14 protein-coding genes are annotated in these 21,020 nt (G+C 65.5%); 2 read left to right on the forward strand and 12 right to left on the reverse strand.

What is annotated here, in order from left to right; genetic code table 11:
- Positions 1-26: 26 nt before the first annotated feature.
- From CO669_RS24985 to CO669_RS25015, 7 genes are all read right to left on the reverse strand, one after another.
- Positions 27-2,264: a tetratricopeptide repeat protein gene (locus CO669_RS24985; protein ID WP_198964249.1), complete on the reverse strand. Its 2,238-nt coding sequence runs from the start codon at positions 2,262-2,264 to the stop codon at positions 27-29.
- Between the two features lie 138 nt (positions 2,265-2,402).
- Positions 2,403-4,646 carry an O-linked N-acetylglucosamine transferase, SPINDLY family protein gene (locus tag CO669_RS24990; protein ID WP_198964250.1) on the reverse strand — a complete coding sequence of 748 codons (2,244 nt, stop codon included), beginning with the start codon at positions 4,644-4,646 and terminating at the stop codon, positions 2,403-2,405.
- A 113-nt stretch (positions 4,647-4,759) separates the two neighbouring features.
- Positions 4,760-7,000: an O-linked N-acetylglucosamine transferase, SPINDLY family protein gene (locus CO669_RS24995; RefSeq protein WP_198964251.1), complete on the reverse strand. Its 2,241-nt coding sequence runs from the start codon at positions 6,998-7,000 to the stop codon at positions 4,760-4,762.
- Positions 7,001-7,100: 100 nt separating this feature from the next.
- Positions 7,101-7,838 (reverse strand): amino acid ABC transporter ATP-binding protein, encoded by a 738-nt coding sequence (locus CO669_RS25000; RefSeq protein WP_097662596.1) that lies wholly within the window; start codon positions 7,836-7,838, stop codon positions 7,101-7,103.
- Between the two features lie 11 nt (positions 7,839-7,849).
- Positions 7,850-9,370 (reverse strand): amino acid ABC transporter permease, encoded by a 1,521-nt coding sequence (locus CO669_RS25005; protein ID WP_097662597.1) that lies wholly within the window; start codon positions 9,368-9,370, stop codon positions 7,850-7,852.
- Entirely contained in the window at positions 9,367-10,572 is a 1,206-nt protein-coding gene (locus CO669_RS25010) for an amino acid ABC transporter permease (protein WP_097662598.1), read from the reverse strand. Before CO669_RS25010 ends, CO669_RS25005 begins: the two co-directional genes overlap by 4 nt.
- A gap of 24 nt (positions 10,573-10,596) precedes the next feature.
- Positions 10,597-11,613 carry an amino acid ABC transporter substrate-binding protein gene (locus tag CO669_RS25015; protein ID WP_097662599.1) on the reverse strand — a complete coding sequence of 339 codons (1,017 nt, stop codon included), beginning with the start codon at positions 11,611-11,613 and terminating at the stop codon, positions 10,597-10,599.
- A 393-nt stretch (positions 11,614-12,006) separates the two neighbouring features.
- On the opposite strand from CO669_RS25015, the gene metC reads away from it, so the two are divergent.
- Positions 12,007-13,191: a cystathionine beta-lyase gene (gene metC, locus CO669_RS25020; protein ID WP_097662600.1), complete on the forward strand. Its 1,185-nt coding sequence runs from the start codon at positions 12,007-12,009 to the stop codon at positions 13,189-13,191.
- A gap of 154 nt (positions 13,192-13,345) precedes the next feature.
- The gene (locus CO669_RS25025) at positions 13,346-15,037 is read left to right on the forward strand and encodes a Na/Pi cotransporter family protein (protein WP_097662601.1); all 1,692 of its coding nucleotides are present in this window, start codon (positions 13,346-13,348) and stop codon (positions 15,035-15,037) included.
- A 7-nt stretch (positions 15,038-15,044) separates the two neighbouring features.
- Here the strand turns inward: CO669_RS25025 and CO669_RS25030 are convergent, their stop codons facing one another.
- From CO669_RS25030 to pbpC, 5 genes are all read right to left on the reverse strand, one after another.
- Positions 15,045-15,383 (reverse strand): lipid-A-disaccharide synthase N-terminal domain-containing protein, encoded by a 339-nt coding sequence (locus CO669_RS25030; RefSeq protein ID WP_097662602.1) that lies wholly within the window; start codon positions 15,381-15,383, stop codon positions 15,045-15,047.
- On the reverse strand, positions 15,380-16,117 hold the full coding sequence (locus CO669_RS25035) for a glycosyltransferase family 2 protein (protein WP_245444468.1): 738 nt from the start codon (positions 16,115-16,117) through the stop codon (positions 15,380-15,382). Before CO669_RS25035 ends, CO669_RS25030 begins: the two co-directional genes overlap by 4 nt.
- A gap of 66 nt (positions 16,118-16,183) precedes the next feature.
- Positions 16,184-17,029, reverse strand: coding sequence for a phosphatase PAP2 family protein (locus CO669_RS25040; RefSeq protein ID WP_097662604.1), 846 nt, complete (start codon positions 17,027-17,029; stop codon positions 16,184-16,186).
- A gap of 1 nt (position 17,030) precedes the next feature.
- Entirely contained in the window at positions 17,031-18,773 is a 1,743-nt protein-coding gene (locus CO669_RS25045; protein WP_097662605.1) for an ArnT family glycosyltransferase, read from the reverse strand.
- A gap of 51 nt (positions 18,774-18,824) precedes the next feature.
- Positions 18,825-21,017 carry a penicillin-binding protein 1C gene (pbpC, locus tag CO669_RS25050; protein WP_097662606.1) on the reverse strand — a complete coding sequence of 731 codons (2,193 nt, stop codon included), beginning with the start codon at positions 21,015-21,017 and terminating at the stop codon, positions 18,825-18,827.
- Positions 21,018-21,020 lie beyond the last annotated feature (3 nt).

Genomic DNA, 21,020 nt, shown 5'->3' on the forward strand with positions numbered 1-21,020 from the left:
CGCAAGCTCGGCCCGGTTGGTCCGGGTTACGTCGCTTCGCCGCGTTCCGAAGCCGCCGCACAATAGTCGCACCAGAAGCGGCGATAGCCCTCCTCGACCTTGCGCGTATAGGTTTCAACATTGCCCGCGGCCGAAGCTGCGATCCGGGCCGGTAATTGCGCGCGCAAGTTCGCCAGATATTCGGGCTGCGAGGCAAATTTGCGGGCGATCTCGACATAGCCGTCGTCATCCTCGGCAACCCAGTCGTCAAGACCGACGGCCGCCACGATCGAGCCGCCGGCACGCGACGAGGCGCCGTGACCGAGCTTGGCCACGACAGGGACGCCCGCATAGAGGGATTCCCAGGTGCTGACGCCGCCATTCTGCGGGAACGGATCGAGCGAGATATCGACCTCCGCAAAGGCCCGCAGATGTTCCGCGCGCTCTGACATGCCCAGGCAGGTGATGTTCTCTTCCGCAATCCCCTGCGCCACAAATCGTGCGAGGAGGCCGTCGCGCACCAGCGGGTCGTCAAGCAGGGTATGCTTGATGATGATCTTCGATCCGGTCACCTCGCGCATCACCTTCGACCACACGCGGATGGCCTCGTCCGAGATCTTGTTGACGCGGTTGAACACGCCGAAGGTGACGTAGCCGTTGCGGAGCATGGGAGGCTCCGAAGGCGGCACATCCAGGATCGGATCGATCGTGATCAGGCACGGCAGGTCATAGACCTTTTCGGTCAGCAGATGCCGCGCCGACTGCGGAATGAAAACGGGGTCCGCGAGCACGTAGTCCATGGTCCGAAGGCCGGTACCGGTCGCGTGTCCAAAGCCCGTGGCCTGGATGGGAGCCGGCTTGCGGGCAAAGACCTGAAGCCGGTTGCCCGACGAATGCCCGGACACGTCGATGAGGATATCGACCTTGTCGGCCTCGATACGGTCAGCCAGTTGGTCATCGAACATCTGCCAGGCGTCGACCCAGACGTCGGCCGCCGATCTGAATTCGGCCGTCACCGCATCGCGCGTCGGCGAGCACGAATAACAGACGACCTCGAAGTTGGCATGATCATGATGCCGCAGCACCGGCAGCAGGCCGAACGATGCCGAGTGGTACCAGAACTCGGCAGAAACATAGCCGATCACGATCCGCCGGTCGGGATCGAACTGGCGGGGCGCGAGCTTCCGCTGCGGAACGCGAGCGCCGATGGCCTCGCCCCAGGACTTTCGCGCGGCCTGCTGGATCGTGAAATCGGCATCAGGGAGGAAGTCCAGATAGTAGATCTTCCGAGCCATCAAGTCTGGATCCGGCGCGATCGCCAGCGCCGCGTCGAGATGTTCGATTGCGGAGGCGATCTCTCCCTGGTTGGCAAAACAGGAGCTCAGCAATGCCAATGCGATCGTGGAGCGCGGATTCTGCTCGAGCAAGGTCGTGCAGGCCAGGATCGCCTGTGCGGTGTTCCCTATGCCGAGCGAGACCTCCGCCTTTCCCCGCAAGGCCACTTCGAACCGGGGCGAAATTGCGAGTGCCGCATCGAAGTCCGCTGCCGCCTGCTCCAGCCGCGACAGTGCCGCGTTGAGGCGGCCGCGTTGTGCCAGAATCTTCGCGGAATCGGGCTTGATCGCGAACGCCGCCGCGAGCGCGGCTTCCGCCTCGTCGTAGCGCTTGAGCTCGATACTGACCACGCCCTTGCCGATGAGCGCTTCGACGTGGCGCGGCTGAAACAACAGCGCGCGATCGAAGCTCTCCCTGGCGCGGTCGAACCGGTAAACCGCCATCTCCGCCACGCCACGATTGCAGAGCGCGTCGGCATAGTCGGGCTTCAGCTTGATGGCGCGATCGTACACCTCAATGGCCTGCTCGGGGAGGTTCATCTGGAGCAGTGTGTTGCCGAGGCCGGCCAGGGCCGGCGTGAAATTCGGCTTCAGCGCGATCGCCTTCTCCTGACAGGCGCGGGCCGCCTCCAGCTTCTGGAGGGCGAAGTAAACGCTCGCGAGATTGCTCTGCGCCTCGTGCGAACGCGGATCGATCGCGATCGCGCGTTCGAGCAGCTGTTGCGCCTCTTCAAGTCGGCCGCCCTGTTGCGCGCACACGCCGAGCAGATGCGTGGCGTCGAAATGATCTGGAATGGCTTGCAGGATCTGGCGGCAGAGCGCATCGGTCTCGGCGTACCTGCCCTGGCCATGGGCGCTCGCCGCCGCGGAGATGATGGCGTCGGCCTGTTTCTTCAATTTCTTCTGCAACCGCGCATTCTGGAATGCGCGCGCGCCGGCGCTGCTCTGCAAGGTGTCTCTCCGGGGGATGGCCCAGGCCGAGTCTAACTGATTCGTCCCGGGCCGGTCGGTACGGCCGGCGGCCCTCGGGAATATCCCGGGGCTCACGGCGGATCCGGCTTTTGGAACCGCGTGGCGCGGCCGCTCCGCCTACGTGGCGTCGCCGCCTTCCGAAGCGGCGGCACAATAGTCGCGCCAGAATTGGCGGTAACCCGCTTCGAGCTCACGCGTGTAGATCTCGACATTGCCGGCGGGCGAGGCTGCAATCCGGGCCGGCAGGTCCGCACGCAATTTCGCCAGATGCTCGGGCTGGGAGGCGAACTTGCGGGTGATCTCGACATAGCCGTCGTCATCCTCCGCGACCCAGTCGCCGAGCCCGACGGCGGCCACGATCGACGCGCCGGCACGCGAGGAGGCGCCAATGCCGAGCTTGGCGACGACCGGAACGCCCTTGTAGAGGGATTCCCAGGTGCTGATGCCGCCGTTCTGCGGAAACGTGTCGAGCGAAATGTCGATCTGGTCGAAGGCCATCAGATGGTCGTCGCGCGAGGTGGTGCCGAGGCACGTGATGTTCTCCTCCGCAATGCCCTGCGCGATGAAGCGTGCGATCAGGCTGTCGCGCAGCAGCGTATCATCGAGCAAACCATGCTTGAGGACGATCTTCGATCCCGGCACCTCCCGCATGATGCGCGACCACACGCGGATCGCATCATCCGAGATCTTGTAGATGCGGTTGAACACGCCGAAGGTGACGTAGCCATTGCGGAGCATCGGCAGCTCGGAAGGCTGCAGATTGGTGACCGGCTCCATCGTGATCAGGCACGGGAGATCATAGATCTTCTCCGGAAACAAATGCCGAACCGATGGCGGAATGAAAATGGGATCCGCGAGCACATAGTCCATGGTCGGCATGCCCGTACCCGTGGCGTGTCCGAATCCAGTGGCCTGGATCGGAGCCGGCTTTCGCGCGAAGCATTGCAGCCTGTTACCGGTGGTGTGGCCGGAAACGTCGATCAGGATGTCGACATTGTCGGCCTGAATACGATCGGCGAGCTCGTCGTCCGACATCTGCCAGGCGTCGACCCAGACGTCCGCCATTGACTTGAACTTGGCGGTGTACTCGTCCGCTCCCGGCCAGGAATAATAGCAGATGATCTCAAACTTGGCGTGATCATGGTTGCGCAGCACCGGCAGCAACGTGAGTCCCGCCGAGTGCTGCCGGAATTCGGCGGCGACGTAGCCGACCACGATCCGCTTGTCCGGATCGAGCGGCCGCTTCGGCAGCGTCCTTCGCGGTATCCTCGAGCCGATCGCATCCCACCAGGATTTTCGTACCGCCTGCTGGACCGCGAAATCGGCGTCTGCGAGGTAGTCCAGCAAGAAGATCTTGCCCCTGATCGCGTCCCCATAATCCGGTCGGAGCGCCAGGGCGCGATCGAGATATTGGATCGCGGAGTCCATGTCTCCCTGGTTGGAATAGGCGAAGCCCAGCAGCGCCAACCCTATTTCGGAGCGCGGATTTCGTTCGATCAAGGTCGTCGCGGCCGCCATCGCCTGCGCGGTCCTCCCCATGACCAGGCAGACCTGCGCCTTGCCCCGGAGAGCCAGTTCGAGCTTGGGCGAAATCGCGAGCGCCGCATCGAAATCCGCAAGCGCGGGCTCAAGACGCTGCAGCTCGTAGCTCAGCCGTCCCCGCTGGGCCAGGATTCTCGGCGCGCCGGGCTTGATCGCGAGCGCCATGGCGAACTTGGCCGCCGCCTCCTCGTGGTGCCGCAGCTCCATGCTGACCATGCCAACGCCGACGATCGCCTCGGCGTGGCGCGGCTGAAACAGCAGGGCGCGATCGAAACTCTCCTTGGCGCGCATGACCTGCCCAAGCACGAGCTCGACCATGCCGCGATTGCAGAGCGCATCGGCATAATCCGGTTTGATCTTGATCGCGCGCTCGTGCATCTCGAGCGCCTGCTCGTAGAGCGCCATATGCATCAGCGTGTTGCCGAGATTTGTCAGCGCCACCGCGAAATTCGGCTTCAACGCGATCGCCCTCTCCTGGCATCGCCGAGCCTCTTCGTAATTGCCGAGGTCGAAATGCACTGTGGCGAGGTTGTTGTGGGCATCGTGCAGGCGCGGGTCGAGCGCAATGACGCGCTCCAGCAGCTCCTTCGCCTCCTCGAGGCGCCGGGCGTCATGGGCGCACATGCCGAGCAGGTGCAGGGCGTCGATATGATCCGGAAGGGCTTTCAGGATCTCGCGGCACAGCGCCTCGGTCTCGGTATATCGGCCCTGGCCATAGGCGTTCGCCGCAGCGGCGATGACGGCGTCGGCCTGCTTCATCAACTTCTTCTGCAATCGCGCGTTCTGGAATGCGCGCGCGCCGCCGCCGCTGGTCTGCAAGGTGTCTCTCCGGAGAATGCCCTGGTGCGAGTCTAACTGATTCGCGGCCCTGGCCGGCTCGTCACCCGACCCGCAGCGACTCCGGGATTTCCCGGGGGCGATGCAAGGGCCGCTTACCCCGCCTCGCCGCGTCCGGCAGCGCCGGCACAGTGATCGCGCCAGAACCGGCGATAGGCTGCTTCGACCTCGCGCGTGTACAGCTCGACGTTTCCGGCGGGCGAAGCCGCGATCCGGACCGGCAACTCCGCGCGCAACTTCGCCAGGCGATCAGGCTGCGCCGCGTATTTGCACACGATCGCGGCATAGCCGTCGTCGTCCTCGGCGACCCAATCGTCGAGACCGACCGCCGCCACGATCGAGCCACCGGCGCGCGAGGAAGCGCCAAGGCCGAGCTTGGCGACGACCGGAACGCCCGCATAAAGGGATTCCCAAGTGCTGATGCCGCCATTTTGCGGAAACGGGTCGAGAGAGATGTCGACCTTGGCAAAGGCGAGCAGATGGTCATGGCGCGAGGTCGAGCCCATGCAGGTGATATTCTCTTCGGCAATGCCTTGTGCCACGAACCGTGCGATCAAGCCGTCGCGCAGCAGGGGATCGTCGAGCAGCCCGTGCTTGATGATGATCTTCGAGCCCCTCACCTCGCGCATCACCTTCGACCACACGCGGATCGCCTCATCCGAGATCTTGTAGATGCGGTTGAACACGCCGAAGGTCACATGGCCGTTGCGGAGCATGGGGAGCTCCGAAGGCGGCACGTCCAGGATGGGATCGATCGTGATCAGACACGGCAGGTCATGGACCTCCTCGGCCAGCAAAGGACGCGCCGATGGCGGAATGAAGATGGGATCGGCGAGCACGTAGTCCATGGTCTGAAGGCCAGTGCCCGTGGCGTGTCCGAAGCCCGTGACCTGGATCGGGGCCGGCTTGCGGGCGAATACGCCAAGCCGGTTGCCGGCCGTATGCCCGGACACGTCGATCAGGATGTCGACCTTGTCGGCCTGGATGCGATCGGCCAGCTCGTCGTCCGAAAGCTGTGCGGCCTCCACCCAGACGTCTGCCAGAGGCTTGAATCGCTCGGTAACCTCATCCTGCAACGGCCAGCAGGAATAGCAGACGATCTCGAACCTCGAATGATCATGATGGCGCAGCACCGGCAACAGACCAAATGCGGCCGAATGGTTCCTGAATTCCGAGGCGACATAGCCGACGACGATCCGCCGGTCCGGATCGAGCTGCCGCGGCGGCAGCGTCCGCTGCGGCAGCCGGTTGCCGATCGCATCCCACCAGGATTTTCGCGCCGCCTGCTGGATGGCGAAATCAGCCTCCGGCAGATAGTCCAGGATAAAGATCTTGCGGGCGATGGCATCCGCATAGTCTGGCGAGATTTCGAGCGCCGCGTCGAGATATTTGAGGGCCGTGGCGACATCGCCCTGGTTCGCATAGCACGCACCGAGGAGCACGGTTGCGTAGTCCGACCGCGGATTGTCCTCGAGCAGCGTCTTGACGGCCGCGATCGCCTGCGTCGTGTTTCCCATGAGCAGATTGACCTGCGCCTTGCCGCGCAGCGCGAGCTCGAGCCGCGGCGATTGTGCCAGCGCCGCGTCGAAGTCCGCGGCGGCCTGCTCCAGCCGGTACAGATCGAAGTTCAGCCGCCCGCGCTGCGCCAGGATCCGCGGCGCCCCCGGCTTGATCGCGAGCCCCGCCGCGAGGGCGGCCTCCGCCTCCTCGTAGTGCCGCAGCTCGATGCACACCATGCCCTTGCCCGCGAGCGCTTCGGCGTGTCGCGGCTGAAACGAAAGGGTGCGTTCGAAACTCTCCTTGGCACGCTCGAGCCGACCGATCATCAGCTCCGCCATGCCGCGGTTGCAGAATGCGTCGGCATAGTCCGGCCGCAGCCGGATGGCGCGGTCGTGAAGTCCGATCGCCTGCTCGCCAAGGCCGATGTTGAGCAGCGTGTTACCGAGATTGGTCAGGGTGATCGGACAATTCGGCTTCAGCGCAATGGCCTTCTCCTGGCATGCGCGGGCGTCCTGAAACTTCTGCAGGTCGAAATACACGGCGCCGAGATTGCCATGTGCATCGGGCGAGCGCGGATCGAGTTCAACCGCGCGCGCGAGCAGCTGCTGCGCCTCTTCCAGTCGCCCGCACTCGTAGGCGCGCAGGCCGAGCAGGTGCGTGGCGTGGAAATGATCCGGCACCTCCTCCACAATTCCGCGGCAGAGCGTCTCGGCCTCCGCAAATCGGCCCTGCCGGAGCGCCTCGACGGCGAGGGACATGACGGCGTCCGCCTGCTTCCTCAACTTCTTCTGCAATCGCGCATTCTGGTACGCGCGCGCGCCGACACTGCTCTGCAAGGTCTCTCTCCGGGGAATCGCCCGAAAAGAGGCAAAGCTGATTCGCTGGTGCGAGGCTGGCGGGTCAGTCAGGCCGGCGCGGTCGCCGGGCTGCAGGCGCTCAGCGCAGGATCTGGCTCAGGAACAGTTTGGTGCGGGCATGCTGGGGTGCGGCAAAGAACTCGTTCGGGGTATTCGCCTCGATGATCTGGCCAGCGTCCATGAACACCACGCGGTTGGCGACCTCGCGGGCAAAGCCCATTTCGTGGGTGACGACCAGCATGGTCATGCCCTCCCCGGCGAGGTCCACCATGGTGTCCAGCACCTCCTTGACCATTTCGGGGTCGAGTGCCGAGGTCGGCTCGTCGAACAGCATGACCTTCGGATTCATGGTCAGGGCCCTCGCGATCGCGACGCGCTGCTGCTGTCCGCCGGACATCTGGCCGGGAAACTTGTTGGCCTGATGCGGGATCTTGACCCGCTCCAGGAACTTCATCGCGGTCGCCTCGGCGTCCTTCTTCGGGATGTTGCGCACCCAGATCGGCGCCAGCGTGCAATTGTCGAGCACCGTGAGATGCGGGAACAGATTGAAGCTCTGGAACACCATGCCGACCTCGCGGCGGACCGCGTCGACGTGCTTGAGGTTGGGCCCAAGCTCGATGCCGTCGACGACGATCTCGCCTTCCTGGAATTCCTCGAGCGCATTGATGCAGCGGATCAGCGTCGACTTGCCTGAGCCGGAGGGCCCGCAGATCACGATGCGCTCGCCCTTGCGGACATCGAGGTCGATGTCGCGCAGCACGTGAAAGTCGCCGTACCATTTGTTGAGGCCGGAAATCTTGACGATGGGGTCTGTCATGGGGACCTCGATCAGTTGCGACGATGGGCGTTGAGACGATGCTCGACGAACAGCGAGTAGCGCGACATTCCAAAGCAGAAGAGGAAGTAGATGATCCCGGCGAAGGCGAAGCCCGTGAACGCGGTCGAGGGCGTCGACCATTTCGGGTCCGAGAACGAGGCGCGTAGCGACCCCAGGAGATCGAACAGCGCCACGATCGAGACCAGCGAGGTGTCCTTGAACAGCGAGATGAAGCTGTTGACGAGATTTGGAATGACGTGGCGCAGGGCCTGCGGCAGCACGATCAGCGAGGTCGTCTTCCACCAGGATAGCCCGAGCGCCGCGGCCGCCTCGCCCTGCCCGCGCTGGATCGCAGCAAGCCCGCCGCGGACGTTCTCGGCCTGGTAGGCGCCCGTGAACAGCGCAATCCCGATCAGCGCGCGGACGAGGCCGTCGACGGTGAAATTGCCGGGCAGGAACAGCGGCAGCATGTAGGTGGCGAAGAACAGCACGGTGATCAGCGGCACGCCGCGCCAGAACTCGATGAAGGCGATCGAGAAGATCCGGATCAGGGGGATGGTGGACCGGCGGCCGAGCGCCAGCGCAATGCCGATCGGCAGCGAGGTGACGATGCCGGTGACGGAGACCACCAGCGTCACCAGCAGGCCGCCCCACAAATTCGTCGTCACGACCGGCAGGCCGCCGCTGTCGAGCCCCATCAGCTTGATCACGACGGCGATGGCGAGGAAGGCAACGATGCTGGAGGCGAGAGCGCGCCAACCTGTACGCAAGCCCCCGCCGAAGCCGAAGGCGATCAGGGAGACGATCACGGCCGTGACGGCGAAATCGGCCCAGACCGATTGACCGGCGCCCTGGATCTGATCGCGCAGCCAGGTCAGCGGCAGGATCAGCCAATGGATCGCCGTACCGAGCAGCACGACGAAACTCCCGACCACCCACAACAGCGGTCCGACCGCCGACGTTTTGCTGAGACCGAGCAGGGCCTGCCCGGCACCGATGATGCTGTCGTCGAACAATTCCAGCAGCCCGGCCGTCCAGCTGAGGCCAAAACCCTTGATGCCGCCGCCGTGCAGCAGGAAGAACGCGACCACGGGAAAGGCGACGAAGAACAGGCTGGCGTTGAGCCCCTTCGCCGGGAGACGCGGCACGAGCAGCGGCACCAGCAGCGCCACGGCAAGGATGAAGGTGAGATTGACCCGCCAGCGCTCGGCCTCGGGATAGAAGCCGTAGATCAGTTGCGGCAGCTTCGCCTGGATGTAGGGCCAGCAGGCGCCGACCACGAAGCCGGCGTTTTCCGCAAGGCAAGCCGTGCGATCCTTGCCGCTCCAGACCGCATCGGCCACCAGGAACTTGACCGAGGGAACGACGGCGAACCACAGCAGCAAGGCGCCCACGATGGTGAGCAGGATGTTGGTCGGCGAGTTGAACAGGCGCGTCCGCACCAAGCCGACGAAGCCCGTGGTCTTCACCGGCGCGGGACGCTCGGTGAGCAGGTCCTGGCGGACGAAACTGCTGGAGGCGATATCGCTCATGCGCCCAGACTCCGGCTGACGCGCCAACCATAGACGCTCATGATCGCGCTGGTGAGCAGCGAGATCAGGAGGTAGATGCCCATCGTCATGGCGATGATCTCGATCGCCTGCCCGGTCTGGCTCAGCGACGTGCCGGCGAACACCGAGACGAGGTCAGGATAGCCGATCGCGACCGCCAGCGACGAGTTCTTGGTGAGATTGAGGTACTGGTTGGTCAACGGCGGCACGATGACGCGCATGGCCTGCGGCACCACGATCAGCCGCAGCGTGTTGCCGCGGCTGAGCCCCAGTGACGATCCCGCCTCCATCTGACCCTTGTGGACCGACAGGATGCCGGCGCGCACGATTTCGGCGATGAAGGCAGCGGTATAGGTCGACAGCGCCAGCGTCAGTGCCACGAATTCCGGAATGATCCGCGAGCCGCCGGCGAAGTTGAACCCCTTGAGCTGCGGCAGCTCGAAGGTGAACGGCAAGCCGGTCAGCAGCATGGTGGCGAGCGGCAAGCCGATCAGAAGACCCAGCACATAGGGCCAGATCCGGATCACCTGCCCCCGCTGAAACAGTGCGCGCCGGGCATGATAGCGCAAGGCCAGGGCCGCGACGACGCCGAACGCCAGCACCGCCAGGAATGGCTCCAAGCCGCTGCCGCCAATCGGGCTCGGAACGACGAGACCGCGATTGCTGAGGAAGACGATGCCGAGCAGCGAGATGCTCTGGCGTGGATTGGGCAAGGCCGCAAGCACCGCCAGGTACCAGAACAGGATCTGGAACAGCAGCGGCAGGTTACGGATGATCTCGACATAGATCTCGCCGACGCGCGACAACAGCCAGTTCGGCGACAGCCGGCACAGCGCGACGACGAAGCCGATCACAGTGGCGAAGAAGATGCCCACCACCGAGACCACGAGCGTGTTGAGGAGCCCGACCACGAAGACGCGCAGGAACGTGTCCGAGCCGGTATAGGGGATCAGGGTCTGATTGACGTCGAACCCGGCATTGTTCCTGAGGAAGCCGAAGCCGGCGGCGATGTGCTGGTTCTCGAGGTTGGCGCGGGCATTGGAGACGATCTCATAGCCGATCCAGCCCAGGATCGCCGCGAAGGCAAACTGGACGGCGACGCCGTTCCAGCCTGCCTTGCCGCCCAGAATGCGCCTGATCTTCAGGGCGATCTGGGGCGGCGGTTTTCGGGCCTCGGTGCTCATGCCGCCGCCAGCGGATCAGAGCGATCAGCGGATCGGCGGCGCGTACTGAAGACCGCCCTTGTTCCAGAGATTGTTGAGCCCACGATTGATGGCGAGCGGCGAGCCCGCGCCGACGTTGCGATCGAACACTTCGCCGTAATTGCCGACCGCCTTCACGATCCGCACCACCCAGTCCTTGGTCAGGCCGAGCTGTTCGCCGAAATTGCCGTCGGTGCCGAGGACGCGCTTCAGCTCGGGATTTTCCAGCTTCGCCTTCTCGTCGACGTTCTTCGAGGTCACGCCGAGCTCTTCGGCGGTGACCATCGCGAACAGCGTCCATTTCACGATGTCGAACCACTGGTCGTCGCCGTGGCGCACCATCGGGCCGAGCGGCTCCTTCGAAATGATCTCGGGCAGCACCATATGGTCGTTGGGATTGGCGAGCTTCAGCCGGTTGGCATAGAGGCCGGACTGGTCGGTGGTGAAGACGTCGCAGCGCCCGGCTTCATAGGCCTTGACGGTCTCGTCGTTGGTGGCGAACGCGATCACCTCGTACTTCATGTTGTTGGCCTTGAAGTAGTCGGCGAGATTCTGCTCGGTGGTCGTGCCGGTCTGCACGCAGACCGAGGCGCTGTTGAGCTCGAGCGCCGAATTCACCTTGAGCGACTTCTTCACCATGAAGCCCTGCCCGTCATAATAGGTCACGCCGGTGAAGTTGGCACCGAGCGAGGTGTCGCGCGAGATGGTCCAGGTGGTGTTGCGCGAGAGCACGTCGATCTCGCCGGATTGCAGCGCGGTGAAGCGGTCCTTGGCCGACAGCGGCACATACTTGACCTTGCTCGGATCGTTGAAGATCGCCCCGGCGATGGCGCGGCAGACGTCGACATCGATACCGGTCCAGTTGCCCTTGTCGTCGGGCGAGGAGAAGCCCGGCAGGCCCTGGCTGACGCCGCAGGACAGCATGCCCCGGTCCTTGACGGTCTTGAGCGTTTGCGCATCGGCGGCTTGGGCGGAGAGGCCGGCGGCGAGAGCAAGGGTGAGAGCCAGGGTTACGCGTTTCATGGGCTTTGGGCCTTTCAAAGTCGTCTCAAGGAACGTTGTCTCAGGATCGTCCCTGCCGGACCGGACATATCAACACCGGCCCTGCAAGAGTCATGCTGGAAAACCTTGCCGAACACCCGCCCATCCTGAGAGGCCATACCCTAATCCCCGCCGCTGGCGCCCGCCCTTTTTTCCGGCTGCGGCGCAAGGTTCGGTCAGACGATGGATCGAAGGTCGCGGCAGGCCCCTCAACATGCGGCGACTGAATAGCACCCGCGCATCACAGAACGACTGGCTTGCCGGGTCAAGGGGTTGACGGGACTCTTCTGTGTTCTGTTATTAACGTCAGCGGCCTCTCGGCCGGCCCGCGGGCGCGACATCCGCTCACGGAAACGCGGTTTTGAAAGCAGACGCATGGATTCCTCGCACCCCTCCCAGCAGCAGCCCGAGACCCGGCTGGTCACCTCCGGCCGCGACACCAAGGCGCAGAAGGGGTTCGTCAATCCGCCGGTGTTCCACGGCTCGACCGTGCTCTATCCGACCGCCGAAGATCTGCACGCCCATCGCGGTGAATTCACCTATGGCCGCCACGGTTCCCCCACCACCAAGGCGTTCCAGGAGACGCTGATGGCGCTGGAGGGGCCGCAATGCGTCGGCGTCGGCATCGTCCCCTCGGGGCTGTCGGCGATCTCCACCACCTTGCTCTCGGTGTTGAAGACCGGCGACCACATCCTGGTCGTCGACAACATCTACCGGCCCTCGCGCAATTTCTGCAACGGCATGCTCGCCCGCTTCGGCGTCGAGACCACCTATTTCGACCCGCTGATCGGCACCGGCATCGACAAGCTATTCAAGCCGAACACGCGTGCGGTGCTGGTCGAGGCGCCGGGCTCGCAGTCGTTCGAGATGCCGGACATTCGCGCCATCGCCGAGGTCGCGCATGCGCGCGGCGCGCTCGTGATCGACGACAACACCTGGGCGACGCCGCTCTTTCACCGCTCGCTCGACCAGGGCGTCGACATCAGCATGCAGGCCGCCACGAAATATATCGGCGGCCATTCCGACATCATGTTCGGCACGATCTCGGCCAATGCCAAGACCTGGCCGATGGTTGCCGAAGGCATCCGCCTGCTCGGCGTCTGCGCAGGCCCCGACGACGTCTTTCTCGCGCTGCGCGGCCTGCGCACACTGTCGGTTCGGCTGGCGCAGCATCATCGGTCCGGCCTCGAGATGGCGCGCTGGCTCGCGAGCCGGCCCGAGGTCGCACGCGTGTTGCATCCGGGCCTGGAGAGCGATCCCGGTCACGCCATCTGGAAGCGCGACTTCACCGGCGCATCCGGACTGTTCAGCATCGTGCTGAAACCGGCGCCGCAGCAGGCCGTCGACACCATGCTCAACACGCTCAAGCTGTTCGGCATGGGCTTCTCCTGGGGCGGCTTCGAAAGCCTTGCGATTCCCTTCGACTGCGACGCCTATCGCACGGCGACCAAGTGGTCGCCGGGTGGTCCGACCCTGCGCCTGCACATCGGGCTCGAGAACACCGACGATCTCAAGGCCGATCTCGATCGCGGCTTTGCTGCCCTCAAAGCGGCAATGTGAGCCTGCTCACAGGGCATTGCGCCTGCGCACGCGCCAACGTGCGCCGGGGAACGTGAGCCACCTGTAAACGTTAACGCCGACGCGCCAACAAAAAGTTTGATCCTCAAGCATTTGGCGCTAGCCTCACCAATCGACTCTAGTCCGGACACGGAGCATGGGAACGTTGGTACTGCTCGATCTGATGGGCGGCGTGGCGCTGTTGCTGTGGGGCCTGCACATGGTCCACAGCGGCATTCTGCGCGCCTTCGGCCCCGACCTGCGGCGCTTGCTCGGCAAGGCGCTGAGCAACCGCGTCAGCGCCTTCGCCGCCGGCCTCGGGCTCACCGCCCTGCTCCAGAGCAGCACGGCAACCGCCTTGATCACCAGCTCGTTCGCGGCCGAGGGGCTCGTCAGCCTAGCGGCGGCGCTCGCCATCATGCTCGGGGCCAATGTCGGCACCACGCTGATCGTGCAGGTGCTGTCGTTCAACATCGCAGCCGTTGCCCCCGTGCTGTTCGTGCTGGGCCTCGTCGCCTTCCGCACCGGCCCGCGCTCGCGGATCAAGGACATCGGCCGCGTCTGCATCGGCCTCGGCCTGATGCTGCTCTCGCTGCACATCCTGCTCGACACGCTGGCACCGGCCGAGAACGCGCCAGGCGTGCGCGTCATGATGTCGGCCATCACCGGCGATCCTGTCCTGTGCATCGTCATCGCCGCCCTCGTCACCTGGGCGGTGCATTCGAGCGTCGCCAGCGTGCTCCTGATCATGTCGCTTGCCTATTCGCAGTTCATCACGCCCTACGCGGCCCTGGCCCTCGTGCTTGGCGCCAATCTCGGCAGCGCCATCAATCCCGTGTTCGAGGGTGCCAAGCGCGACGATGCCGCAAGCTATCGCCTGCCGGTCGGCAATCTCGTCAACCGCGTGGTCGGGATTGCGCTCGTCCTGCCTTTCCTCGGCACCATCGCCGAGCACATGCACGCCTGGCAGCCCGATCTCGCCAGGATGACGGCGGCTTTCCACATCGCCTTCAATGTCGGCACGGCCGTCGTCTTCATCGGCCTGCTCGACGTCATGTCGCGCCTGCTCACCCGCCTGCTGCCGGATCGCGTGCAGGAGGCCGACCCGGCCCGGCCGCGCTATCTGGACGAGACCGCGCTGGAGACGCCGTCGCTGGCGCTCGCCGACGCCGCCCGCGAGACGCTGCGCATGGGCGATCTCGTCGAGGTGATGCTGCGCAAGGTGATGGCCGCGATGATGACGGGCGACCGTGCGCTGGTCGACCAGGTCTCCAAGATGGACAATTTCGTCGACGGTCTCGACGAGGCCATCAAGCTCTACGTGACCAAGCTGATGCGGGGCAGCCTCGACGAGAGCGAAGGACGGCGCGCGATGGAGATCATCTCCTTCGCCATCAACCTCGAACACATCGGCGACATCATCGACAAGAGCCTGAGCGAGCTCGCCACCAAGAAGATCAAGCGGCGCTTCCAGTTCTCGGCGGAAGGGGCCGACGAGCTCGCCGCCTTCCACAAGCGCACGATGGACTCGCTGCGGATCGCCTTCGGCGTCTTCATGTCGGGCGATGCCAACGAGGCGCGCAAGCTGCTGGTGGAGAAGACCGCGCTGCGCAACACCGAGCTCGCCGCGGTCGAGCGGCATCTGGACCGCCTGCGCGAGGGCCGACCCGAAACCATCGAAACCACGTCACTGCATCTCGACGTGCTGCGCGACCTCAGGCGCATCCATTCGCACATCTGCTCGGTCGCCTATCCCGTGCTGGACGCGGCCGGCGTGCCCTATCGCAGGACCGAGACGGAGACGGCCGCCTTGCCCGCGTCGGGTGCGGCCCCGGCAGTGCCGCGCTAGCGCCTGCTCAGCGCTCCAGCGTCTTCGACGCCTTGCCGCGGTTCTTGAGGATCAGCATGATGTTGCGGATATAGATCACCGTCGCCAGCGATTGTCCGAGGATGATGACCGGCTCGCGCTTGACGACGCCGTAGACCAGCGTCATCAGCCCGCCGCCCATCGAGCAGAACCAGAACGCCATCGGCACCACGCTGTTGCCGGCGCGCTCGCTCGCGATCCACTGCACCAGGAAGCGCGCAGTGAAGAACAGCTGCGCGACGAGGCCGAATGCCAGCCAGAAATCGAACTTGGCGACGAAGACGTCGTAGAGATAGTTGCTCAACGCCTGACCGTATTGGATGATCATGCGTTCACCTCAGTCACTTCTGGTGTCGGCTTCTTGCGACGGATCAGCCACCACACGCCAACAAGATCCATGATTCCGATCCACAGCCGGTCGAAGAAGCCGTAGTTCGACACGCCGGAATGGCGCGGCCGGTCGATCACGTCGACATAGGCGATGTCGTAGCCTTCGCGGCGGACCAGCGCCGGCAGGAAGCGATGCAGCCCGTCGAAATAGGGCATCATCAGGAAAACCTCGCGCCGGAACGCCTTGAGCCCGCAGCCGGTATCCCGCGTGCCGTCCTTCAGGATGGCATTGCGGACGCCGTTCGCCACGCGCGACTGGAATTTCTTGAAGCCGGTATCCTTGCGTCCGATGCGCTGCCCTGCAGCGAGGCCGACGCGCCCTGCTCCCTTCTCGACCGCGGCGATCAGGTCGGGCAGAAAGGCCGGATTGTTCTGGCCGTCGCCGTCGAGGGTTGCCACGATCGCCCCGCGCGCCGCGCGCACGCCGCTGCGCACGGCCGCGGATTGGCCGCCCGATCTGGCATGGCGGAGCTGGCGCAAATTGCCCCGTTGCGCCATGAGCGCCGCGAGTCGTTCGCCAGTCGCATCGGTCGAGCCGTCGTTGACGTAGATGATCTCGTAGGCCCAGCGACCATCGAGCGCCGCGCCGATCTCCGCGATCAGCGGCGCGATGTTGTCGGCTTCGTTGCGTACGGGAACGACGATGGAAACCGAAGGCTGGGACGTCGACAAATCAAAGCTCGTGGTTGGCATTGGCCTGCCCCAGCGGAACCAAGGGTCCCCGGCAGGCAGCCGCTTTTATGGGGCGGATGCCCCGTGGGCAACCCTTTTGAGGCGCCCCGAGACCGCCCCGGGAAGCGGCACGATGGTGCCGTCGGCACGGATGGCAAAACCCAGCCGCCGGGCTGCGAACCAATAGCGGACCGCCATTGCGCCGACCATGCCGACCAGGGCGCCGGCCACGACGTCGCTCGGGTGATGCGCGAGCAGCACCAGGCGGGTCAACACGATCACGATTGCGTAAGTGAACATGAACACGCGCAGGCGCGGCCACAGCGCCGAGACCGCAAACGCCAGCGCGAACGCTGCCACAGCGTGGCCCGACGGCAGGCTGGCATAGGCGCCGCTCCCCTCGAACGGCACGAAGTTGAAGGGGTTGGCCTTGCCGCCGACAAACGGACGTCCGCGCCCGATGATGTATTTCAGGATCTCCGCGGCGAGCGCCGACACGGCAATCGACAGAAACAGGAATTGCACGCGCGTGCCGAGCCCGAGCAGCAGCGCGCGCCGTGTGCCGTGCAGCCCTGCCGCAACGAGCGCCAGCACCACAAGCGCAGCGCCCAGCGCGATGAGCAGGTACTCGTCCTTGCCGAAATCGGTGAGGATGCGGATCGGCCACAGGCCCGGCGTGCCGCGCGCCGGCATCAGCTGGATCTCGGTCTGGTCGAAGGCGACCATCAGCACGATGACGAGGGCCGCCCCCGCCGCGCTGAGCCACAGCGAATGCCGCGCCAGCTTTCGGGCGGCCGCGGCGCGGCGCGAATGCGACGGCGTGCGCACGAGCTGGGCCAGCGCTCGGCCCGACACGGCGAGCAATTGGGCGGGATAGAACGGGCGCGGCGCGGGGCTGGTCGTGACAGGCATCCTATTCGGTGCCTTCCGAGCGGAAGATCGAAATCGAGATCGCGCGCCCTTGCGAGAAATTATAGCCGTCGATGCGGGTACCGACCTTGTAGCGCAGCCCGATCGCTTCGGCACGCTGCACGAAGCTGCGCTCCGAGCGCTGCTCGATCAGCGCGAAGCGGCAGCTTCCCTGCCGCAGGAAATCTGCCGCGCCCGAGCCGTCGGTGAGCAGGGTCTGGGTGCCCGTCAGGAACACGAGGCTCGGCTCGTGATAGCCGGCGGCCGCCGCCTTCGGCCCGACGCAGGTGACGTTGCGAAGCGCGCGTGCGACCTCGATGCTCGGGAATAGCGGCGTCAGCGACGGCAGCACGATGCCGTACACCGTCACCGCGAGCATCAGCGCGGCGACCAGCGCGTTGAGCAGCGAGCGCTCGGCGCGATTGGAATCAAACAGCCACCATGCGAACAGGCCGAAGATCAGGGAAGCCGCGATGAACGGCCAGGCCACGAACGCTGGCTGCCGCGTCAGCATCACCGCGCCGACCACGGCGATGATCGAGGCCGCCACGGGGATCGCGAACCACCACGCCGAGCCGCGCGCCAGCCATGAGCGCGACAGCACGTTCCGCTCCACCGCGCCGGCGGTCAGGATGGCGATCGCCGGATAGAGCGGCAGCACGTAATGCGGGAGCTTGGTCAGCACCGCCTCGAACACGATCCATGACGGGATCAGCCAGGCCAGCAGGAACTGTGCGCCCGGCTCGCGCCGCGCCCGCCACACCGCGGGCGCCGCCATCGCCGCCAGCGGCGCGCCCGGCCAGAACGTGATCCAGAACAGCGCCAGATACATGCCGGGCGGGGCGCCGTGGGATTCCTGGGCGCCCAACTTGCTCAGCATGTCGCCGCCGACGGAGTCCGCAAAGAAGGCATCGCCCGCGCGCCAGAAGATCGCGACGAACCAGGGCAGCACCAGTACCAGCATCCACATCAGGCCCCAGACCGGGCGCAGCTTCCACAGCCAGGCGGCATCGCGGTCCTGGATCGCGAGCGCGACGATGGTCAGCCCCGCGAACATCAGGATCAGCGGCCCCTTGATCAGGATGCCGACCGCAAGCGCCGTCCAGAAGATCGCGGGCCAGCTCCAGGGCGGATGCGTCTCGTCCTCGGCGCGCTGCCAGGACAGGTAAGCCCGGGCCGTCGCGCCCATGGCGGCGGTCACGCACAACAGCAGCATGGCGTCGGTCTTGGCGAGCCGCGCCTCGACGCCGAGCAGCACGGAGGCGCACATCAGGAGCGCCGCCAGCACCGCGGCGCGCCGCGTGACGAAGCCGAGCGCGGCCCAATAGGTCATCAGCACCGCGCCGATCGCCCCGAACAGCGATGGCAGCCGGTAGACCCAGATGCGCAATTCGGCCTTCGGCAGCTTCAATGCCGAGGCCGCTTCAACCGCAACCGATTGCAACCAGTAGATGCCGACCGGCTTCTTGTAGCGGACGTCCTCCTGGAAGCGGATATCGACATAGTCGCCGCTCTCGACCATCTGCTTGGTGGCCTGGGCGAACCGCGCCTCGTCGCGATCAACAGGCGGGATCGTGAAGAAGCCCGGCAGGAACAACAGCAGCGCGCACAGCAGCAGGAAGGCGACGGCACGGGCATGGCTGGCCGTGGCGATGTCGAGCATGCCTACGAGTCGGCTGCCCGGATCGACGGGCGATTTCGGCTCGCGGGGCGCTCCAAAACGGGGGCTGGGATAGGTCTCGGCCATTGGTTCCGCTTACGCTGAAACCGCCATTCCGACAACCGGTTAAGGCCAAGGTCACTGAATTCGAATGACGACTGTGTCCGCGGCGCCCGTAGCGTCGATCACGGTGAGCCGCGCAAAGCCCGGACCGGGAGGATCGATCAGGCGCTGGCGGCGACCATCGATTTCGCCAAGCGCCGTACCGTTAACCATGACGGTCATGGGCAGCACGCCGCCGGCGACCTTGACCGGCATCGCTGCACTCTCCTGGCCTGCGGAGCGATCGACATCGATCCGCGAGCCGTTCAACGGAAACTGGATGTGCAGCGCCTGCTCGCGACCGGTCCGCACCAGCTCTCCCACGGGGCGGAACCGCTTCAGCGGCAACGGCAGCTTGGCATTGCCCGCGACCAGGGTTCCCTTCGGCGGCTTCGGCAAGGGAGCCAGCGTCTTGCCGGTGCGGGCGAAGGCATCGAACAGGATCGGCGCGGCGGCGACGCGCCCGATCAGGCCCGGAACCGGCGCGCCGTCGGGCCGGCCGACCCAGACGCCAATGGTCATTCGGCCGTCGAACCCGACCGACCAGGCATCGCGATAGCCGTAAGAAGTGCCGGTCTTGAAGGCGATGCGGTTGTGAGCGGCGTTCTCCGGCGGAGGTGTTCCCAACAGCACGTTGCCGACCTGCCATGCCGCGACGGGATCCAGCAGCCGGAGCGGCTCGCGGTCGTCCTTGTCGGCCATGACCTCGCGCAGCGGCTTGGTGGTGCCGAGACGGGCGAAGCCCGCATAGAGCTGGGCGAGATCCTGCAGCGTCACGCCGACGCCGCCGAGACCCATGGCGAGCCCCGGCGCTTCGTCCTTGGGCAGAACCAGATTGCCGCCGGCCTGGCGCAGCCGCGAGGCCAGCCGGCTCGAACCGACGCGGTCGAGCAGCACGATCGCCGGGACGTTCAGCGACAATTGCAGCGCCTTCCTCACGGGCACCGTGCCCTGGAAGGTCATGTCGAAATTTTCCGGCGCGTAGGAGCCGAAGCGGACGGGACGATCGTCGATCAGGCTCTCCGGATGGACGAAGCCGTCCTCGAAGGCGAGCCCGTAGATGAAGGGCTTCAGCGTCGAGCCCGGCGAGCGGATCGCGCGGGTCATGTCGACCTGCCCTGCCCGGCTCTCGTCGAAATAATCGGCCGAACCGACGCGGGCGAGCACATCCCCGCTCTCATTGTCGACCACGATGATGCCGACCGAAATGTTGGGTCCGAGCGCGATGGCGCGGTCGCGCGCCAGCGGCTCCAGCACCTTCTGCAAGTTCGCATCGAGCGTGAGCTTGATGACCGGCTTATCCTTCACCGTCGACAGCGCGGTGTCGGACGCATGCGGCGCCAGGATCGGCATCGGCTTGCGCAGCTTTGGCACGGGCACGGCCTTGGCCAGGTTTGCGTCGTCCGCGCTGACCACGTGCTCCTCGACCATGCGGTCGAGCACGCGGTCGCGCGCCTTGCGCGCGGCCTCGGGATGGCGGTCGAGCCGGCGCGTCTCCGGCGATTGCGGCAGCGCCACAAGCAGCGCGGCTTCGGCCAGCGACAGGCGCTTCGGTTCCTTGCCGAGATAGCCGATCGAGGCGGCGCGGATGCCTTCGAGATTGCCGCCATAAGGCGCCAGCGCGAGATAGAGATCGAGAATCTGCTCCTTGCTCAGCGTCCGCTCGATCTCGATGGCGCGCACCATCTGCCGCAGTTTGGCGTAGAGCGAGCGCTGCCGCCGCGGCTCCATCAGCCGCGCGAGCTGCATGCTGATGGTCGAGCCGCCCGAGACGATGTGGCCGCGCGTGCCGAGCTGCAAGGCGGCGCGCCCCAGCGCCAGCGGATCGATGCCGTCATGGACGTAGAAGCGCTGGTCCTCATAGGCGAGCAGCAGCTTCAGATAGGTCGGATCGACGTTGGCTTTGGCGTCGACCGGCAGCCGCCAGCGTCCATCGGCCATGGCGTAGGCCCGCAGCAGCTTGCCGTTGCGGTCAACGATGGTGGTGGAGACCTGGCGGGCTTCATCGAGCGGAAGCGGACCGAGGGAATAGACCCAGCCGACGAAGCCGATGATGGCGAGGATGAGGATGAAGGCGGCGACGGAGAGGACGCGAAGGCCCCCACCCCCTGCTCCGTCACGGCCGGGCTCGTCCCGGCCATCGACATTCTTCGTCGCGGCAGCAAAGTCCGTGGATGCCCGGGACGAGCGCGGGCATGACGACGGAGATTGGGGCGCGATCTCGCTCATCTC

The sequence above is a fragment of the Bradyrhizobium sp. Y36 genome (assembly GCF_002531575.1).
GTDB lineage: Bacteria > Pseudomonadota > Alphaproteobacteria > Rhizobiales > Xanthobacteraceae > Bradyrhizobium.